This window comes from Flavobacterium koreense (genome assembly GCF_054776075.1).
On sequence record NZ_BAAHCF010000002.1, the window covers coordinates 225,160 to 239,453 of the forward strand.

13 protein-coding genes are annotated in these 14,294 nt (G+C 30.3%); 7 read left to right on the top strand and 6 right to left on the bottom strand.

Going from position 1 to position 14,294, the window contains the following annotated elements:
• Positions 1-141: 141 nt before the first annotated feature.
• A complete protein-coding gene (locus tag ACYU7A_RS01315; protein ID WP_460573657.1) occupies positions 142-2,283 on the top strand; it encodes a TonB-dependent receptor in 2,142 nt (713 codons plus the stop codon).
• 62 nt (positions 2,284-2,345) lie between these two features.
• On the opposite strand, the gene ACYU7A_RS01320 is transcribed toward ACYU7A_RS01315, so the two are convergent.
• Complete coding sequence (locus ACYU7A_RS01320) at positions 2,346-2,765, bottom strand: Rieske (2Fe-2S) protein (RefSeq protein WP_460573659.1); 420 nt, start codon at positions 2,763-2,765, stop codon at positions 2,346-2,348.
• A 239-nt stretch (positions 2,766-3,004) separates the two neighbouring features.
• Between ACYU7A_RS01320 and greA the strand changes: the two genes are divergently transcribed.
• The 3 genes from greA (at position 3,005) to ACYU7A_RS01335 (ending at position 5,190) form a co-directional block, all read left to right on the top strand.
• Complete coding sequence (gene greA / locus ACYU7A_RS01325) at positions 3,005-3,481, top strand: transcription elongation factor GreA (RefSeq protein WP_345095066.1); 477 nt, start codon at positions 3,005-3,007, stop codon at positions 3,479-3,481.
• Positions 3,482-3,483: 2 nt separating this feature from the next.
• Complete coding sequence (locus ACYU7A_RS01330; RefSeq protein WP_460573662.1) at positions 3,484-3,873, top strand: HIT family protein; 390 nt, start codon at positions 3,484-3,486, stop codon at positions 3,871-3,873.
• 165 nt (positions 3,874-4,038) lie between these two features.
• On the top strand, positions 4,039-5,190 hold the full coding sequence (locus ACYU7A_RS01335) for a transglutaminase domain-containing protein (RefSeq protein WP_460573664.1): 1,152 nt from the start codon (positions 4,039-4,041) through the stop codon (positions 5,188-5,190).
• On the opposite strand, the gene ACYU7A_RS01340 is transcribed toward ACYU7A_RS01335, so the two are convergent.
• Positions 5,191-6,336 (bottom strand): sensor histidine kinase, encoded by a 1,146-nt coding sequence (locus ACYU7A_RS01340; protein WP_298304215.1) that lies wholly within the window; start codon positions 6,334-6,336, stop codon positions 5,191-5,193.
• 102 nt (positions 6,337-6,438) lie between these two features.
• On the opposite strand from ACYU7A_RS01340, the gene ACYU7A_RS01345 reads away from it, so the two are divergent.
• The 3 genes from ACYU7A_RS01345 to aat all read left to right on the top strand — a co-directional run bounded on the left by ACYU7A_RS01345 (position 6,439) and on the right by aat (position 8,467).
• Positions 6,439-7,314, top strand: a complete 876-nt coding sequence (locus tag ACYU7A_RS01345; RefSeq protein WP_460573666.1) for a flavin reductase family protein — start codon at positions 6,439-6,441, stop codon at positions 7,312-7,314.
• Between the two features lie 11 nt (positions 7,315-7,325).
• A complete protein-coding gene (locus ACYU7A_RS01350) occupies positions 7,326-7,706 on the top strand; it encodes a DUF3127 domain-containing protein (RefSeq protein ID WP_344815580.1) in 381 nt (126 codons plus the stop codon).
• A 125-nt stretch (positions 7,707-7,831) separates the two neighbouring features.
• Positions 7,832-8,467, top strand: a complete 636-nt coding sequence (gene aat / locus ACYU7A_RS01355; protein ID WP_460573668.1) for a leucyl/phenylalanyl-tRNA--protein transferase — start codon at positions 7,832-7,834, stop codon at positions 8,465-8,467.
• Here aat and ACYU7A_RS01360 read toward each other — a convergent pair.
• From ACYU7A_RS01360 to ACYU7A_RS01375, 4 genes are all read right to left on the bottom strand, one after another.
• Positions 8,464-9,195 (bottom strand): YoaK family protein, encoded by a 732-nt coding sequence (locus tag ACYU7A_RS01360; RefSeq protein ID WP_460573670.1) that lies wholly within the window; start codon positions 9,193-9,195, stop codon positions 8,464-8,466. The genes aat and ACYU7A_RS01360 overlap by 4 nt on opposite strands.
• 63 nt (positions 9,196-9,258) lie before the next feature.
• Complete coding sequence (locus tag ACYU7A_RS01365) at positions 9,259-9,819, bottom strand: DNA-3-methyladenine glycosylase I (RefSeq protein WP_460573672.1); 561 nt, start codon at positions 9,817-9,819, stop codon at positions 9,259-9,261.
• The gene (locus tag ACYU7A_RS01370) at positions 9,809-10,459 is read right to left on the bottom strand and encodes a queuosine precursor transporter (RefSeq protein WP_460573674.1); all 651 of its coding nucleotides are present in this window, start codon (positions 10,457-10,459) and stop codon (positions 9,809-9,811) included. The genes ACYU7A_RS01365 and ACYU7A_RS01370 overlap by 11 nt, the downstream gene beginning before the upstream one ends.
• Positions 10,460-10,480: 21 nt before the next feature.
• Entirely contained in the window at positions 10,481-14,239 is a 3,759-nt protein-coding gene (locus tag ACYU7A_RS01375) for a TraB/GumN family protein (protein WP_460573676.1), read from the bottom strand.
• Positions 14,240-14,294: the final 55 nt, after the last annotated feature.

Genomic DNA, 14,294 nt, shown 5'->3' on the forward strand with positions numbered 1-14,294 from the left:
TGAACTTTGTCACAGGAAACAAACATTTTTATTTTTTTAACCAAGAATAATTACCTCTTTTTATTCGTATAATTTATTTTACGAATGGAAATTTTATTTGAAAAAACTTGCCACAAAGACTCGAAGGCACAAAGATTTAAATTGCGAAGTCTATTATCTATTTTCTTTTTTCTTTTTTCTATTATCTCTATTGCACAAGAGAAACCCAAGGACACAACAAAAGTTACAACACTCGATGAAGTTTTAATTGCAGGAGTTCGAGCTCAAAAAAACAATCCAGTTACTTTTACTAATGTTAGTAAAGAACAAATTGCTCCTAGAAATCTTGGGCAAGACATTCCAATTTTACTTAATTATTTACCTTCTGTTGTCTCAACAACCGATGCAGGAAATGGAATTGGTTACACTTACATGAGAGTAAGAGGAACAGATGGTTCTAGAATCAATGTCACTTTAAATGGAGTTCCATTTAACGATAGCGAAAGTCAAGGAACATTTTTTGTTAATCTTCCCGATTTCGCCTCTTCTGTAGAAAGTCTTCAATTACAACGCGGTGTAGGAACTTCTACTAATGGTGCTGGTGCATTTGGCGCAAGTTTAAATATGCAAACTAAATCTTTTCAAGAAAAATCTTATGCAGAAATTGCTAATTCTGTTGGAAGTTTCAACACAAGAAAACATACATTAGCTTTCGGAACAGGTTTACACGATAATTTTGAATTTAACGGAAGAATTTCTCAAATCGCTTCTGATGGATATGTTGATAGAGCTTCTACTAATATGTTTGGTTATTTTTTTAATGCCAATTATATTAATAAATCAACTCAAATTAAAGCCTTGTTTTTTGGTGGGAAAGAAAAAACATATCAAGCATGGTATGGAATTGAAGATTTGGACAAATTAAAAAACGATAGAACGTTCAATCCAGCTGGAATGTATTTTGACGCTGATGGGACTATACGTTTCCACGATAACGAAACCGATAATTATTGGCAAAATCATTTTCAATTGCATTGGTCTGAAAAATGGTCTGAAAAATGGTCTTCTAATGTTGCTCTTCACTATACAATTGGAAAAGGATATTTTGAACAATACAAAGAAGATGAAACATTATCCGATTATTATTTACCCGATTTTCAAGGAAATTCAACTTCAGATTTAATTAGAAAGAGATGGTTAGATAATGATTTTTTCGGAACGACTTTTACTTTAAATTACAAAAAAAATAAAACAAATATTTTATTTGGTGGTGCTGCAAATCGATATTTAGGAAAGCATTTCGGAGAGGTAGTTTGGACTCAGTATTATGTTCCAAATTCAAATAGATACTACAATAATATTGGAAACAAAGATGATGTAAATGCTTATGTAAAAGCATCACAAACTTTTGGAAAATTGAACTTATTCGCAGATTTGCAATATCGAATGGTTTTTTATGAAGCCAATAGTTTCCGATTTGATGATGTAAATGATACGTTTAGATTTTTTAATCCAAAAGTTGGTTTAAATTATCAATTGAACAGCAAAAATGCTTTTTACACTTTTGCTGGAATCGCAAACAAAGAACCAAGAAGAGACGATTATGAAAACGGAAGCACAAAATCCGAGCGCTTGTTTGATTTTGAATTGGGTTGGAAATATACTACCAAGAAAATGATTATCAATGCAAATGCTTTCTACATGCGATATAAAAATCAGTTGGTTTTAACAGGAGCTTTGAATGATGTTGGTTCGCCAATTTTTACAAATAGTGGTTCAAGTTACAGATTGGGATTGGAGTTAGAATCTACCTTAAAATTGGGAAGTAAGTTTACACTTCAACCTAATGTGACTTTAAGTCAAAACAAGAATGAAGATTTCTTTTTTCAACGTGATGGAGTTCTTCAAAACTTGGGTAATACTAATATCGCTTTTTCTCCAAATCTAGTTGTTGGAAATGCAATAACGTACGCTGTAAACAAGCATTTGAATTTTACCATTTTAAATAAGTTTGTTGGTAAACAATTTATGGGAAATATTGATTCAGAAAGATCTATTCTTAAAGAGTACCACTTTCATGATATCAATATTACCTATTTATGGAAAATTAATAAAGGACTTAAATCGATTCTATTCTCAGGATTGATTAATAATGTTTTGGATAATAAATATGAGTCGAATGGCTATTTCTATACTTATGATGATGATTTTTCAAATCCAGGAACTATTACAACAATTGAAGGTGCTGGATATTTTCCGCAAGCAACAAGAAACTTTTTAGTTGGTGCAATATTAACCTTTTAATGATAATCTAATTCTTAATAAAAAAGCCAAGTTAGAATTTTTCCGACTTGGCTTTATTATTTTTAGTTGAAGACTCTTATCACATCTCCATTTACTTCAACACGATATTTTTTTAAATCATAGGATTGTCCAGAAGATTGTCCTGTAAATAAATTATAATTTTCACTTCCACATGAGCAATTAGCATTTGAGCCACTTATGTTTAAAGTAGAGCAAGATGTTAAATCCTGATTTGGACATGCACCATCAAAAGCATTAAATCCGCTTCCTGTATTGAATACAATTATTCCTCTTGAAGGACCTGAAGGATAGGCTTTTACAGCATTTCCTGTGAATTTCAAACTAGCATAAGTTGGCAAATTAGTATTCAAATCTATAGAGAAATTGTAATTTGGAAGATAAGGATTGTCGTTATTAAACCTGTCTTTACTGCATCCAAAAATGAAAGTTGCGAAAAGAATTAATAGAGTTGTTTTTTTCATTTTAAAAATTTTACAAAAAGATTAGTTCAAAAAAAATTAAATTAGTTAACTTTGTATAACATTACTAGACAAAAATAGGAATTTAATAAACAAAAAATATATCTTTGAAAAAAGAAATCCCGTTCCGATGGGATTTTTTCTATTTTATGATAACGATGAAATAGTAACTTTCGATATAAAATTAACAGAAAAATAACTTCATTTAAGTTAAAAAGTGAAGCTTAATAAAGAATAAAATTATGAGTACAGTATCGTATTATACAGCTGAAGGATTAAAAAAATTAAAAGAAGAATTAGATCATTTAAAAAGTGTGATGCGACCAAAAGCATCAGCAGATATAGCAGAAGCAAGAGATAAAGGTGATTTGTCCGAAAATGCAGAATATGACGCAGCCAAAGAAGCTCAAGGAATGTTAGAAATGCGTATTTCAAAATTGGAAGAAGTATATTCTAATGCAAGGTTAATTGACGAAAGTAATTTAGACTTATCTAAAGTGCTGGTTCTTTCTAAGGTGAAAATTAAAAATCAAGCCAACGGAATGGAATTGAATTATACGTTGGTAGCAGAAAGTGAAGCCGATTTAAAAACAGGAAAAATCTCAGTAACATCTCCAATAGGAAAAGGATTACTTGGTAAATCTGTTGGAGAAATAGCAGAAATCACTGTACCTAATGGGACTATAAAATTTGAAATTGTAGAAATTTCACGTGATTAATTATGAGTAGTATTTTCACCAAAATAGTAAACGGAGAAATTCCTTGTTATAAAATTGCAGAAGACGATAACTTTTTAGCTTTTTTAGATGTAAATCCAAATGCTAAAGGACACACTTTATGTATTCCAAAACAAGAAATCAATAAAATCTTTGATATTGAAGATGATTTGTATATAGGATTGATGGCTTTTTCAAAAAAAGTTGCCGTTGCTCTTGAAAAAACAGTTCCATGCAAAAGAATTGGAATGGCTGTTATTGGTTTGGAAGTTCCTCATGCGCACGTTCATTTAATTCCTTTAAACGAAATGGATGAAATGCGTTTTCAAAACAAGGTTTCGCTAACTAAAGATGAGTTTGAAGATTTAGCGAAAGCGATTCAAAACAATTTATAAAACAATTTATCGTTTCTTAAATACAAACCTGTTACGTTTATGGCTTAACGGGTTTTTTATTTTTATACTATGAAATCGCCACTAACAAAAAGTTTGTTGCAAACAAACTCCAATGATTAAAAAGGCGATACCATATATGACCGCTAAAAATTAACATTTACATATATGAAACTTATTTATCAACTTATATCGTTATTTTTTTTCTCATCTGTAGTAGCTCAAGTAAAAAATGAATATACTACAATTGATGCAATAATGAATAAAATCCCAACAGAAAAAACAACATCCACTTCAGATATAGCCGATTATATTAACCTTAATTTTAAATCAGAATCGGATAAAATTAGAGCCGCATTTTATTGGACTGCAAACAATATTAGTTATGATGTTGAAAACATGAATGAACCAAATTTTGTTTATTCCTCTTCAGAAAAGATTGCAAGTGCATTAAAAAACAAGAAAGGAGTTTGTATTCATTATGCTGAGGTTTACAATGAAATAGCAAACAAACTGGCTATAAAAACTGTAATTGTGGTGGGTTACACCAAACAAAATGGTGTTGTTTCTCCTATTGGTCATGCATGGAATGCTTCTAAAATTGAAGGTAAATGGTTTCTTTTTGATCCAACTTGGGGTGCAGGTTACGTCAATAATTTGAAGTTTTACAAAAAACTAAATAATAATTTTTTTAAAACATCAGCTGCTAAAATGATTCAAACGCACATGCCATTTGACTATTTATGGCAATTTTCAAATGAGCCGATTACAAACCATGAGTTTTTTAGTGGAATTATACAAAAAGATAAGCCTAAAATGAATTTTAATTTCGATTCAGAAATTGAAAAATATGAAACACATCCTAAGGAAGAACAAGCATTTGAAGCAGCTGAACGTATCGAAAAAAATGCTGTCATTAATAATCTAATTGCTGAATATTTGGCTTCAAAAAAAGAGGAGTTTAATGTGATTCGTCAAAATAAGAACATTGAAAAAGTAGCACAAATTGTATTAGACTATAATGGTGCTGTAGCTTCTCTAAATGATTTTATCTTGTATAGAAATAAGAACTTCAGACCACTTTTCTCTGACGAGATTATTAGTGAAATGATAAATACACCTTTGGATGCATTAAAAAAATGTCAAGATGCTATTTATGGTGTAGGTTCTGTTGGAAAAGATAACACATCCAACTTGAAAACACTTAAATCACAGATGGCTCAAAACATCAAAATCGCAACAGAACACGCTCAGTTTGTTAAAGATTATTTGAGTAAAAATAAAGCGCAAAGAAAATTAATGTTTACAAAAACCAGATAATTATTTAGCTTTTTTATAAAGAATTTGCATTGTAGTTCCTTTATCAATTTCTGAATGGGCTACTTTTATTTTTCCATTATGATATTCCTCAACAATTCTTTTTGTTAGTGATAAACCCAATCCCCAACCACGTTTTTTAGTAGTAAATCCTGGTTCAAAAACACGTCTGTATTGATTTTTTGGAATACCTTTTCCAGAATCGATTACATTGATTTTTATGTTTTGACCTTCTTTTTCAATCATGATTTTCAATTTGCCTCTGCCTTTCATAGCATCAATAGCATTTTTCATCAAATTTTCAATGGTCCAACTGTGTAAAGCCGGATTGATAGAAACCAATATCGGATTTTTTGGAGCAGAAAAGGTAAATTCAACTTGTTTCGAAAAACGCGATTTTAAATAATCAAACGAATTTCTAGTTTCTTCAACGATATCTTTAGTTTCCAAAACAGGTTCGGAACCAATTTTAGAAAATCGTTCGGTTATAGTTTGTAATCTGTTGATGTCTTTTTCAATCTCAGAAACAGTCGTTTCATCAACATTATCGGCTTTCATTATTTCTAACCAACCAATTAAAGAGGATAAAGGAGTTCCAATTTGATGTGCGGTTTCCTTCGCCATTCCTGCCCAAAGCTTATTTTGGGTGGCCATTTTAGTGCTTTTATAAAAATTGTAAACAACTGCTCCAAACAAGAAAATGATGAATAATAAAGCGATTGGGTAATACTTAAGTTTATTCAATAAGGAGGAATCACCATAATATAAATTGTGCGTTCGACCTTCAGAAATTTTCATCACAATTGGGTCATTCTGGTTTTTTAGTCGCTGTAAAAAGGCTCTTAATTTGGTTTTGTCTTTTAAAATATCATCTTCAATATTTACTTGATTTATGATAGAATCCTTTTCAGTAACTATTATAGGAATATTAGCAGTTTGAATAATTTGCAAAGGCAATTCCAAATCGGCATTTAAATCATCTGTATTGATTTTTTTTTGAGATAATGCCCAATGTTGCATTTTCACTCGTTCTTCTTGCTTAAAAATTTGGAAAAACGAATACGTGTTCCACAAAATAAGAGAAACAATCACAAATGAAGTGATGATGATAATCCAACGCGTTGTGTTTCTTCTATCGGAGAATTGCATATTTAAAATTTGTTTAAAAGTAATGATTTTTTTCAAATTGAAATTGATTTTTCAAATTGCCATTGCCTTCGAATTCTTATCTTTGTAAAAATTCCAAATTTTATGCTAACAATTGATCCAAAAGAACTTTCTCCTATGAAATTGCAAGGTTATTTGCAAAGTGCTATTGCGCCGAGACCAATTGCATTTGCAAGTACAATTGACAAAAACGGAAAGCCCAATTTATCTCCGTTTAGTTTCTTCAATATTTTTAGTTCAAATCCGCCAATTTTGGTTTTTTCACCAGCGCGAAGAGTTAGAAATAACACAACGAAACACACTTTAATTAATTGTGAAGAAACACGTCAAGTAGTAATCAATGTTGTGAATTTTGATATTGTGCAACAAATGTCATTATCAAGTACAGAATATCCTGATGGCGTTAATGAGTTTGCAAAATCGGGTCTGACTCCAATTCCATCAGAAATGGTAAAACCTTATCGCGTTGCCGAAAGTCCGGTGCAATTTGAATGTAAAGTCAATCAAATTATTGCATTAGGAACTGAAGGTGGAGCCGGAAATATGATTATTTGTGAAGTGGTTAAAATGCACATTAATGAAGCAGTTTTAGATTCAGAAGGAAATATTGATCCAATGAAAATTGACTTGGTTTCAAGATTAGGAGGAAATTGGTATTCGAGAGCTAATCAAGGGCTTTTTGAAGTAGAAAAACCATTGGCAACTTTAGGAATAGGAGTAGACGCGATTCCAGAATTTGTGAGAGAAAGTCCTATTTTTAATGGGAATGATTTAGGAAAATTAGGAAATGTAGAAGCATTGCCAACCAATGAAGAAATTACTATATTTGTAAAACAAAATTTTGAAGTGAAAGGTGTTTTGAGTGCTGATGATGAGGTTAAAAAACACCAATTAGCCAAAGAATATTTAGATAAAAACGAGGTGCTTACCGCTTGGAAAGTGCTTTTAGCAAAACAATAAACAATAATATTATGGAAGTTTCAGGAAAAGTAAAAGTAGTAAGCGCAGAAATTCAAGTTAGTGCTACTTTCAGAAAAAGAGAATTAGTGGTAACTACAGATGAGCAGTATCCACAACACATTATGATTGAATTTACTCAAGATAAAAGTGATTTATTGAATAATGTTGCCGTTGGTGATGCAGTAAAAGTATCTATTAATTTAGGTGGAAGAGAATGGGTGAATCCTCAAGGAGAAACTAAATATTTTAATTCAATAAGAGGTTGGAGAGTTGAAAAACTTCAAACAGAAGCTCCAGCAGCAGCTCAACAAATGCCTCCAATGCCAGCAGCAGAAGCATTTGCTCCAGCAACTGATTTTAAAGAAGAAGAACACGACGATTTACCTTTCTAATAAGAGAATAGAGTAAAGAGAAAAGAATAAAGACTGCCATTCTAATTTTATGTAAATTTTAGAATGGCTTTTGCTTATTTTATCTTTTCTCTTTCTTCTTTTTTCTATATTTTATTCTCTAAAAAATGTATTTCCTAACCAAAGAACTTTATTTTCCTCCAGTTGAAGAAGCTTCCTATGAAGGAATTCTTGCTGTTGGCGGTGATTTGTCAATAGAACGATTATTACTTGCCTACAACAATGGAATTTTTCCTTGGTTTGATGCTGACGAACCCATTCTTTGGTGGTCGCCAAGTGAAAGAATGGTGGTGAATCCAAAGGATTATAAAGTCTCTAAAAGTCTTCGAAATATTATTAATCGGAATATTTTTGAAGTGACTATCAATAAAGATTTCGAATCGGTTATCAAAAATTGTCAAGAAATTGAAAGAAAAGATCAAGATGGAACTTGGATTTCTAATGATATTATTAAATCGTACACCGAATTACATCAATTAGGAAAAGCAAAATCATTTGAAGTTTGGCAAAATGGCGAACTCGTTGGCGGATTGTATGGCGTTGATTTAGGTCATGTATTTTGCGGTGAAAGTATGTTTTCTAAAGTGCCAAATGCCAGTAAAGTAGCTTTTGTAAAATTGATTGAATATTTAAAACAAAACAACTACAAACTTTTGGATTGCCAAGTTCACAACGATCATTTAGAAAAATTAGGAGCTTTTGAAATTTCGAGAAATGCTTTTATGATGATTTTGAAGAGTTAGTTCTCTTCTTCATGAAAACTTGATTTTATTTTTCTTTTTGTAAGATGATAGTAGATAATAATATTGTCGAATAGAAGCGCAATTATTAATGAAAGCGCTGCGAAAAGAAGGATTTTCAGTTCGTATTTTTCATAGAAAATTCCACCAAGAACACCTCCAAGGAAAAAGCATAAGATGATAGAAAGTCTAAGAAAAATACTTCTACGCAATCGCGATTTTTCTACTGGTTTTCTGTAGAAAAAAAGTTGCGATATTTCAATTCCTAAATCGGTAAATAATCCTGTAAGATGCGTTGTTCTTACTACAGATTGTGATATTTGAGTAACTAATGCGTTTTGAATACCCATTGAAAAAAGTAATAAATAAGCAATATATTCTTGATGTTTTACAAATCCAAACCCAATAATTAGCAAAATAGCAACTTCAATTAGCATAGGAAATGCATGAGCAATTCTAGGTTTTTTTAACGAAGTGATTTCGATTAATGTATTGCATGTAAAAGCACCCAACAAAAAAGATAAAATAAATAGGAGGAAAGTAATTGCTTTTGAATAGTTTTTCAAAGAAATTTCCTCAGCAAAATATGCAAAATGACCTGTGACATTTGTTGTTAAAGTCGCTACAGAAAGTACACCTGCAATATTTACAATTCCTGCAATAAATGAAAGATTGGAAGCAAGTCGTAAATTGTGTAAAAACGTTCTTCTACTTCCTTTGTGACGAAACATGATTTTATTGTTTAACTAAAGGTAGTGATTTTAATTTTTAAACAGCGAAAATAGTTGAGTAAACTAATTCTGCGTCCAACAATCAGCAACGTGATCATTTACCATTCCTGTAGCTTGCATATGAGCATACACGACAGTTGAACCTACAAATTTGAATCCGCGTTTCTTTAAGTCTTTACTAATTTCATCGGAAAGTGGCGTAGTTGCTGTAACTTCTTTTAAGGATTTTCTGTTATTTTCAATTGGTTTTCCGTCAGTGAAATTCCAAATGTATTTAGAGAAGCTTCCAAATTCTTTTTGCACTTCCATAAAGGCAATGGCGTTTGAAATTGTTCCTCTTATTTTCAATTGATTTCTAATTATTCCGGCATCTTGAAGTAATTCTTGCACTTTTTCTTCGCCATAATTTGCTACTTTTTTGTAATCAAAATTATCAAAAGCTGCTCTGAAGTTTTCTCTTTTCTTCAAAATGGTATACCAACTCAATCCTGCCTGAAAAGTTTCTAGAATTAAAAATTCAAATAATTTATCGTCATCATAAACAGGTTTTCCCCATTCATTATCATGATAATCTCTATATAAATCGTCTTTTTCGCACCAGGCGCAACGTACTTTATTTTCCATCTTTGGCTAAATATTGTTCTATCAAATAATGTCCTAAATAGATCATTGGCGTCATCAAAATTGCAATCACTAATTTCACAGAATATCCAGTGAATCCTGAAATAATATAGGTTTTTCCATCCATAATTCCAGGTAAGTAAAACGCAATTCCTAGTACAATAAAACTATCAAACAGTTGTGAAATTACAGTAGAACCAGTACTTCTCAACCAAATCATTTTGTTGCCAGTTCTGTTTTTTACAAAATGAAAAATGGTAACATCAATTAATTGTGAAACCAAAAAGGCTGCAATACTTCCAATAATAATCAATTGACTTTGTCCAAAAACCGCCGTAAATTGTTCAGTAGTAACCGAACTAATTCCTGTTGACGGAATTTTGATTGCAAAAAACAATATGATAAAAGTATATGCAATTAATCCTGCAGTAATAAGCGAAAGTTTCTTAACGCCTTTTTCGCCAAAGTATTCGTTGATTAAATCGGTTGTGATAAAAACAATAGGCCAAGGTAAAATTCCAATGCTCATCGGAACTCCAAAAACATCAATTAATTTTCCACCAGTTAATTCAGCAACAATAGCATTTGTGATAAAAATACCAGCTAGAATTAAATAAACAATATCTTTTCTGTTTTGAAACATAGTTGTTTTTGAAGTTTAGTATTAATCATACATATTAAAATTCATACGATCGATGTTTTTTTCAAATGTTGCCCTTCTGTGCTCTTCATTTAATGCTTTATTTGTAATAGCATTGATACGTTTTGTAATATCATCATCGTCTTCAAGCTTCTTTTTATCATAAATTTTGTAAGCTAAAGGATTGATTTTTCCTTTTTCACTTAAAAAAGCAATCGTGTAGATATAGGTGTTTTTAATTTTTCGATAACTACTTGTTTTGTCGAATTTATAAAAATAAAGAGTAATTTCTTTGTTGTTTTTAGTTTCAATTCGTTTTTCAACAAATTCAATAGAATCTTTGGTTTTAAGATTTTCAAAACTTAAAATGGCAGATTCAACAATTTCATCATCTGTTAGCGTTGGCAGCAAATTGAATTTGTCTTTGTAATGTAATAACAGAATTGTAGAAAATTTTGTCTTTTCATTTTCTAATGTTGATAAAATTTCCTCTTTGCTAATTTTATCGTTTACAACACCCAAACGCAATAATTCAACATTTAATTCAGGAATATCCAATCCTTTTATTTTTTGAAATAAAGCATCTGTATCTTTGTCTGATTGAAAATTGTATAATAAATCAATATAGTTTATCAAATCATCAACAGGAGCTGAAGTTTCCTCTGAATTGTAATCTTCTTCATCTCCATCAATTGCAACTGCAACAGTAGTATCAACAGCAGTTTCATAAGAGATATCATCTGCTAAATCCATTTCTTCTTCTGGTTTGATGTTTTTTTCTTTCCAGCTTACGACTCTTTTGTATTCTAACTTGGCATTGGTTAAAACCATTTTCTTGAAAGAACTGATTTTCTTTGGAGAAATTAGATTTTTGTCAAACAATGAGTTACATAAATTTAATGTAGGTTTGTTGTATTCCTTAATGCTATAAAATTGGAATATTTTTGGAAACAATTCTTTACTGTTTTCTAAATCTAAATCAAACATGCTAAACAAACTTGTGATATCATATTGTTTGTCTGTTATCGGTAAATCGTATTCTAATAATTCAATTATTTTTTGATAAGCTGCTTTAGATTTTTGACGAGTTAAAGCTTTTAAAATTTCAATTTGAGTATTGGTTTTTGTTTTTTCGTCTTTATATTTTGCTTCCAAATACGGAATTGTTTTTGGATTCTTTAAAGCACCAATTCGCATCAATAAACTCGAAGGTGCTTCTTTTTCAGATTCTTTAAACTTGAATGTGTCTATGAAGTTAGTTACAGCATCAAAATCTTTATCGGCAATTTTTAATTCATCAATAGATTCCATCGCTGAGAATCTTATGGTGTCTTTTTTGCTATTTACATCATTTAAAAACAAATCAAATTTATCTTCAAAAATGGAAGTAGTATCTTTAGAAGTAGGTTCTAAGGAGCTAAATGTTTTTTCTATAAAGGCATCGTCATTTTTATAATCTCTCTCAATTAAAGTTTGCATTTTATAGTAGGCATTTCCTTTTACAAAAGTTTTGTATTTTATTGCTTGAGTTGCATTTGACTTTGACACAACGGCTTCAAAAACATGGGTATTGTCTTCTTTATTAAAGTTGTAGGATTTTGAAAGAAATTCATATTTCTCATCATTTTTCTCTACTAAATCAAACCACTTTGAATAGGAAAATCCTTTTTTATAAATAAAATTATAAATCAAAGATTCATTAGATTGATAATCATAGTCTTCATCATAGTCTTCTTCATAATTTTCCTCGAAATTTTGAAATCTACCATGTGAATCCATAAATGATTTATAATCTTTGGAATAGTCTCTAAAAAAATAATTTTTTAAGGAATCCAAATTTTCAAAAGACTCATATTTGTGAAATTTATTGTATTCTAAATCTATATCTCTGCCATTGTCTGCATAGAAAGTATAATTTTTGTTTCTTGATAAAAAGGAGTTTTTAGTTTTAAACTCATAATCTTCAAAATTCAAAAATGTTTTTTTATTAATTTTTTCTGGAATCTCAACTTTAAAATCGTTTACAGTATCGTTATAAACTTTATTAATTACAATTCGACCATTTTTAGTAAAATCAAATGATTGGAAGTAATTATCTGTGTTTTTGTCTGAGGCATTTACAGTTCCAAGAAGGAAATATTTGTTACCTTTAATAAAGGTTTTTAGTCTAATTTTTTTCTCACCAATCTTTGACGATGATTCGTTTGTTGTTGCGTTGTGTGTTACATCATCCAACTCGTTTTGCATATAAAATTCTGCTTGTATTTGTTTGTGTTCATAGGCAGTATTTTCAAGTTCTGCAGTTCCGTTAAACGATTCTTCGGTTAAAAAATAAAATGCATTTTCAAATTTATCATAAGATTGAATTGTGATATCATTATCAATTTTATCAACTTCATTACCATGTATGACGCTGTAAGAAGGTATTTTTACACTAAATCCACCTTTTAACGGAGTAAAACTATCCCAAGAGCTTTGTAGATTTTTAATTTCAATTTTATCAAACAGTTGGTTTTCATATTGTCTTACATAGTCACCAGTACCTGTCATTGAAACAGCAATAATTTCTAAAGGTGTAATGTAATATCTGTAGCGTTGTGCATTGCCAGATTTTGTTTTGTTTTTTATGTCATAGCCTTTGTAGTTTTCTGTTTCAAAAAACTTTTTTTCAATGATAGTTCCTGCAATATTCTCAAAGAAAAGACTATCTAATGCTTTTGGATTGAAAGTGTCATCTTTTTTCTTTAAAAAATAATTCAAAGGTAATCTGTTTATATTGACAGAGCCACCATTTGTCAAATCAATACAAGCTGTTACTTCGTTTATAGTTCTCGGATTTTTAAACAAAGGTATTTTTAGCATCCCATCTTTAGTCGTAAAAGAATTCAATACTGGATTTGGGAAATACTCTTCAATTGTTTTTTTCTGTTTTTCTCCAACAGTTGTAAGTAAATCTATTATTGGTTTTACAGTATATCCTTTTTTGATTAAAAGTTGTAAAACTCCTTCTTTTCCTGCCAAATGTGCAGCACCAACAGCAGCAAATAAACTTCCTGTTTTAGCAATGGAATCAATGCTGTTTGCCATAGTAACATTTCGTTCTGTAATTAAAATGTTATGCGATTTTTTAGAGTAAATCAATTTATAAATAGAGTCAAGCATTACGATGTCTTTCTCTCTATAAAAATCATTAGATACCGTTTGGAAGTTTCTGTTTTTTAATATTTTCATTAAAGCCATTCTCACTTCTTCTTTTGGCTCTTCCATGTCGTTTTGCATTTTCATCACTTTTAGAAACGACTCCTGTGCATCTTCTAGACCAGTTACTTTTTTGTTATATTTTTTACCAGTTTGGTGTATAAACATATCAAGAACGGTGTTTTCTTGAAAATCAGCTTGTTCGCTGTTGTTTCCAGAAGTCATCGTGTTGTAGATATTTACATTAGAAAACAACGGATACAATGCTTCTTTTTTTAACGGAGCCAAATTGAAACGACTATAAAGTTTTTGTGAGTTCTCATTTTCTTGGTTAGTCAATAAATCAAATAGTACTTCCCAACTTTCAGGATTACTTTCATTACTCACGATATCGGCTTCTAGCAAATGTTTATAAAAAGCATCGGAGAGATGATAAGAAATCTTTTCATTTACATGCATAGTGCCATATAAATAAGACTTTTTAGCTAAGCCGTTTCCGGAAATTTCCCAAAGCAAAGTTTTTTCAGTTTGAGCAATAGAAGTAAAACTCAATAATAATAAGAAGGCAGCGAATATCTTTTTCAAAGTGTGTGATTTTTAAACAAATATAATTAGAAAATAGTCATTTCAATATAACGGC

Excerpts from the sequence above, each read along its gene's own strand:
- ACYU7A_RS01350 (WP_344815580.1), top strand. The coding sequence starts at position 7,326 with ATGGAAGTTTCAGGAAAAGTAAAAGTAGTAAGCGCAGAAATTCAAGTT.
- ACYU7A_RS01320 (WP_460573659.1), bottom strand. The coding sequence starts at position 2,765 with ATGAAAAAAACAACTCTATTAATTCTTTTCGCAACTTTCATTTTTGGA.
- ACYU7A_RS01330 (WP_460573662.1), top strand. The coding sequence starts at position 3,484 with ATGAGTAGTATTTTCACCAAAATAGTAAACGGAGAAATTCCTTGTTAT.
- ACYU7A_RS01340 (WP_298304215.1), bottom strand. The coding sequence starts at position 6,336 with ATGCAATTCTCCGATAGAAGAAACACAACGCGTTGGATTATCATCATC.
- greA (WP_345095066.1), top strand. The coding sequence starts at position 3,005 with ATGAGTACAGTATCGTATTATACAGCTGAAGGATTAAAAAAATTAAAA.
- ACYU7A_RS01370 (WP_460573674.1), bottom strand. The coding sequence starts at position 10,459 with ATGTTTCAAAACAGAAAAGATATTGTTTATTTAATTCTAGCTGGTATT.
- ACYU7A_RS01345 (WP_460573666.1), top strand. The coding sequence starts at position 6,439 with ATGCTAACAATTGATCCAAAAGAACTTTCTCCTATGAAATTGCAAGGT.
- ACYU7A_RS01360 (WP_460573670.1), bottom strand. The coding sequence starts at position 9,195 with ATGTTTCGTCACAAAGGAAGTAGAAGAACGTTTTTACACAATTTACGA.
- ACYU7A_RS01365 (WP_460573672.1), bottom strand. The coding sequence starts at position 9,819 with ATGGAAAATAAAGTACGTTGCGCCTGGTGCGAAAAAGACGATTTATAT.
- ACYU7A_RS01335 (WP_460573664.1), top strand. The coding sequence starts at position 4,039 with ATGAAACTTATTTATCAACTTATATCGTTATTTTTTTTCTCATCTGTA.
- aat (WP_460573668.1), top strand. The coding sequence starts at position 7,832 with ATGTATTTCCTAACCAAAGAACTTTATTTTCCTCCAGTTGAAGAAGCT.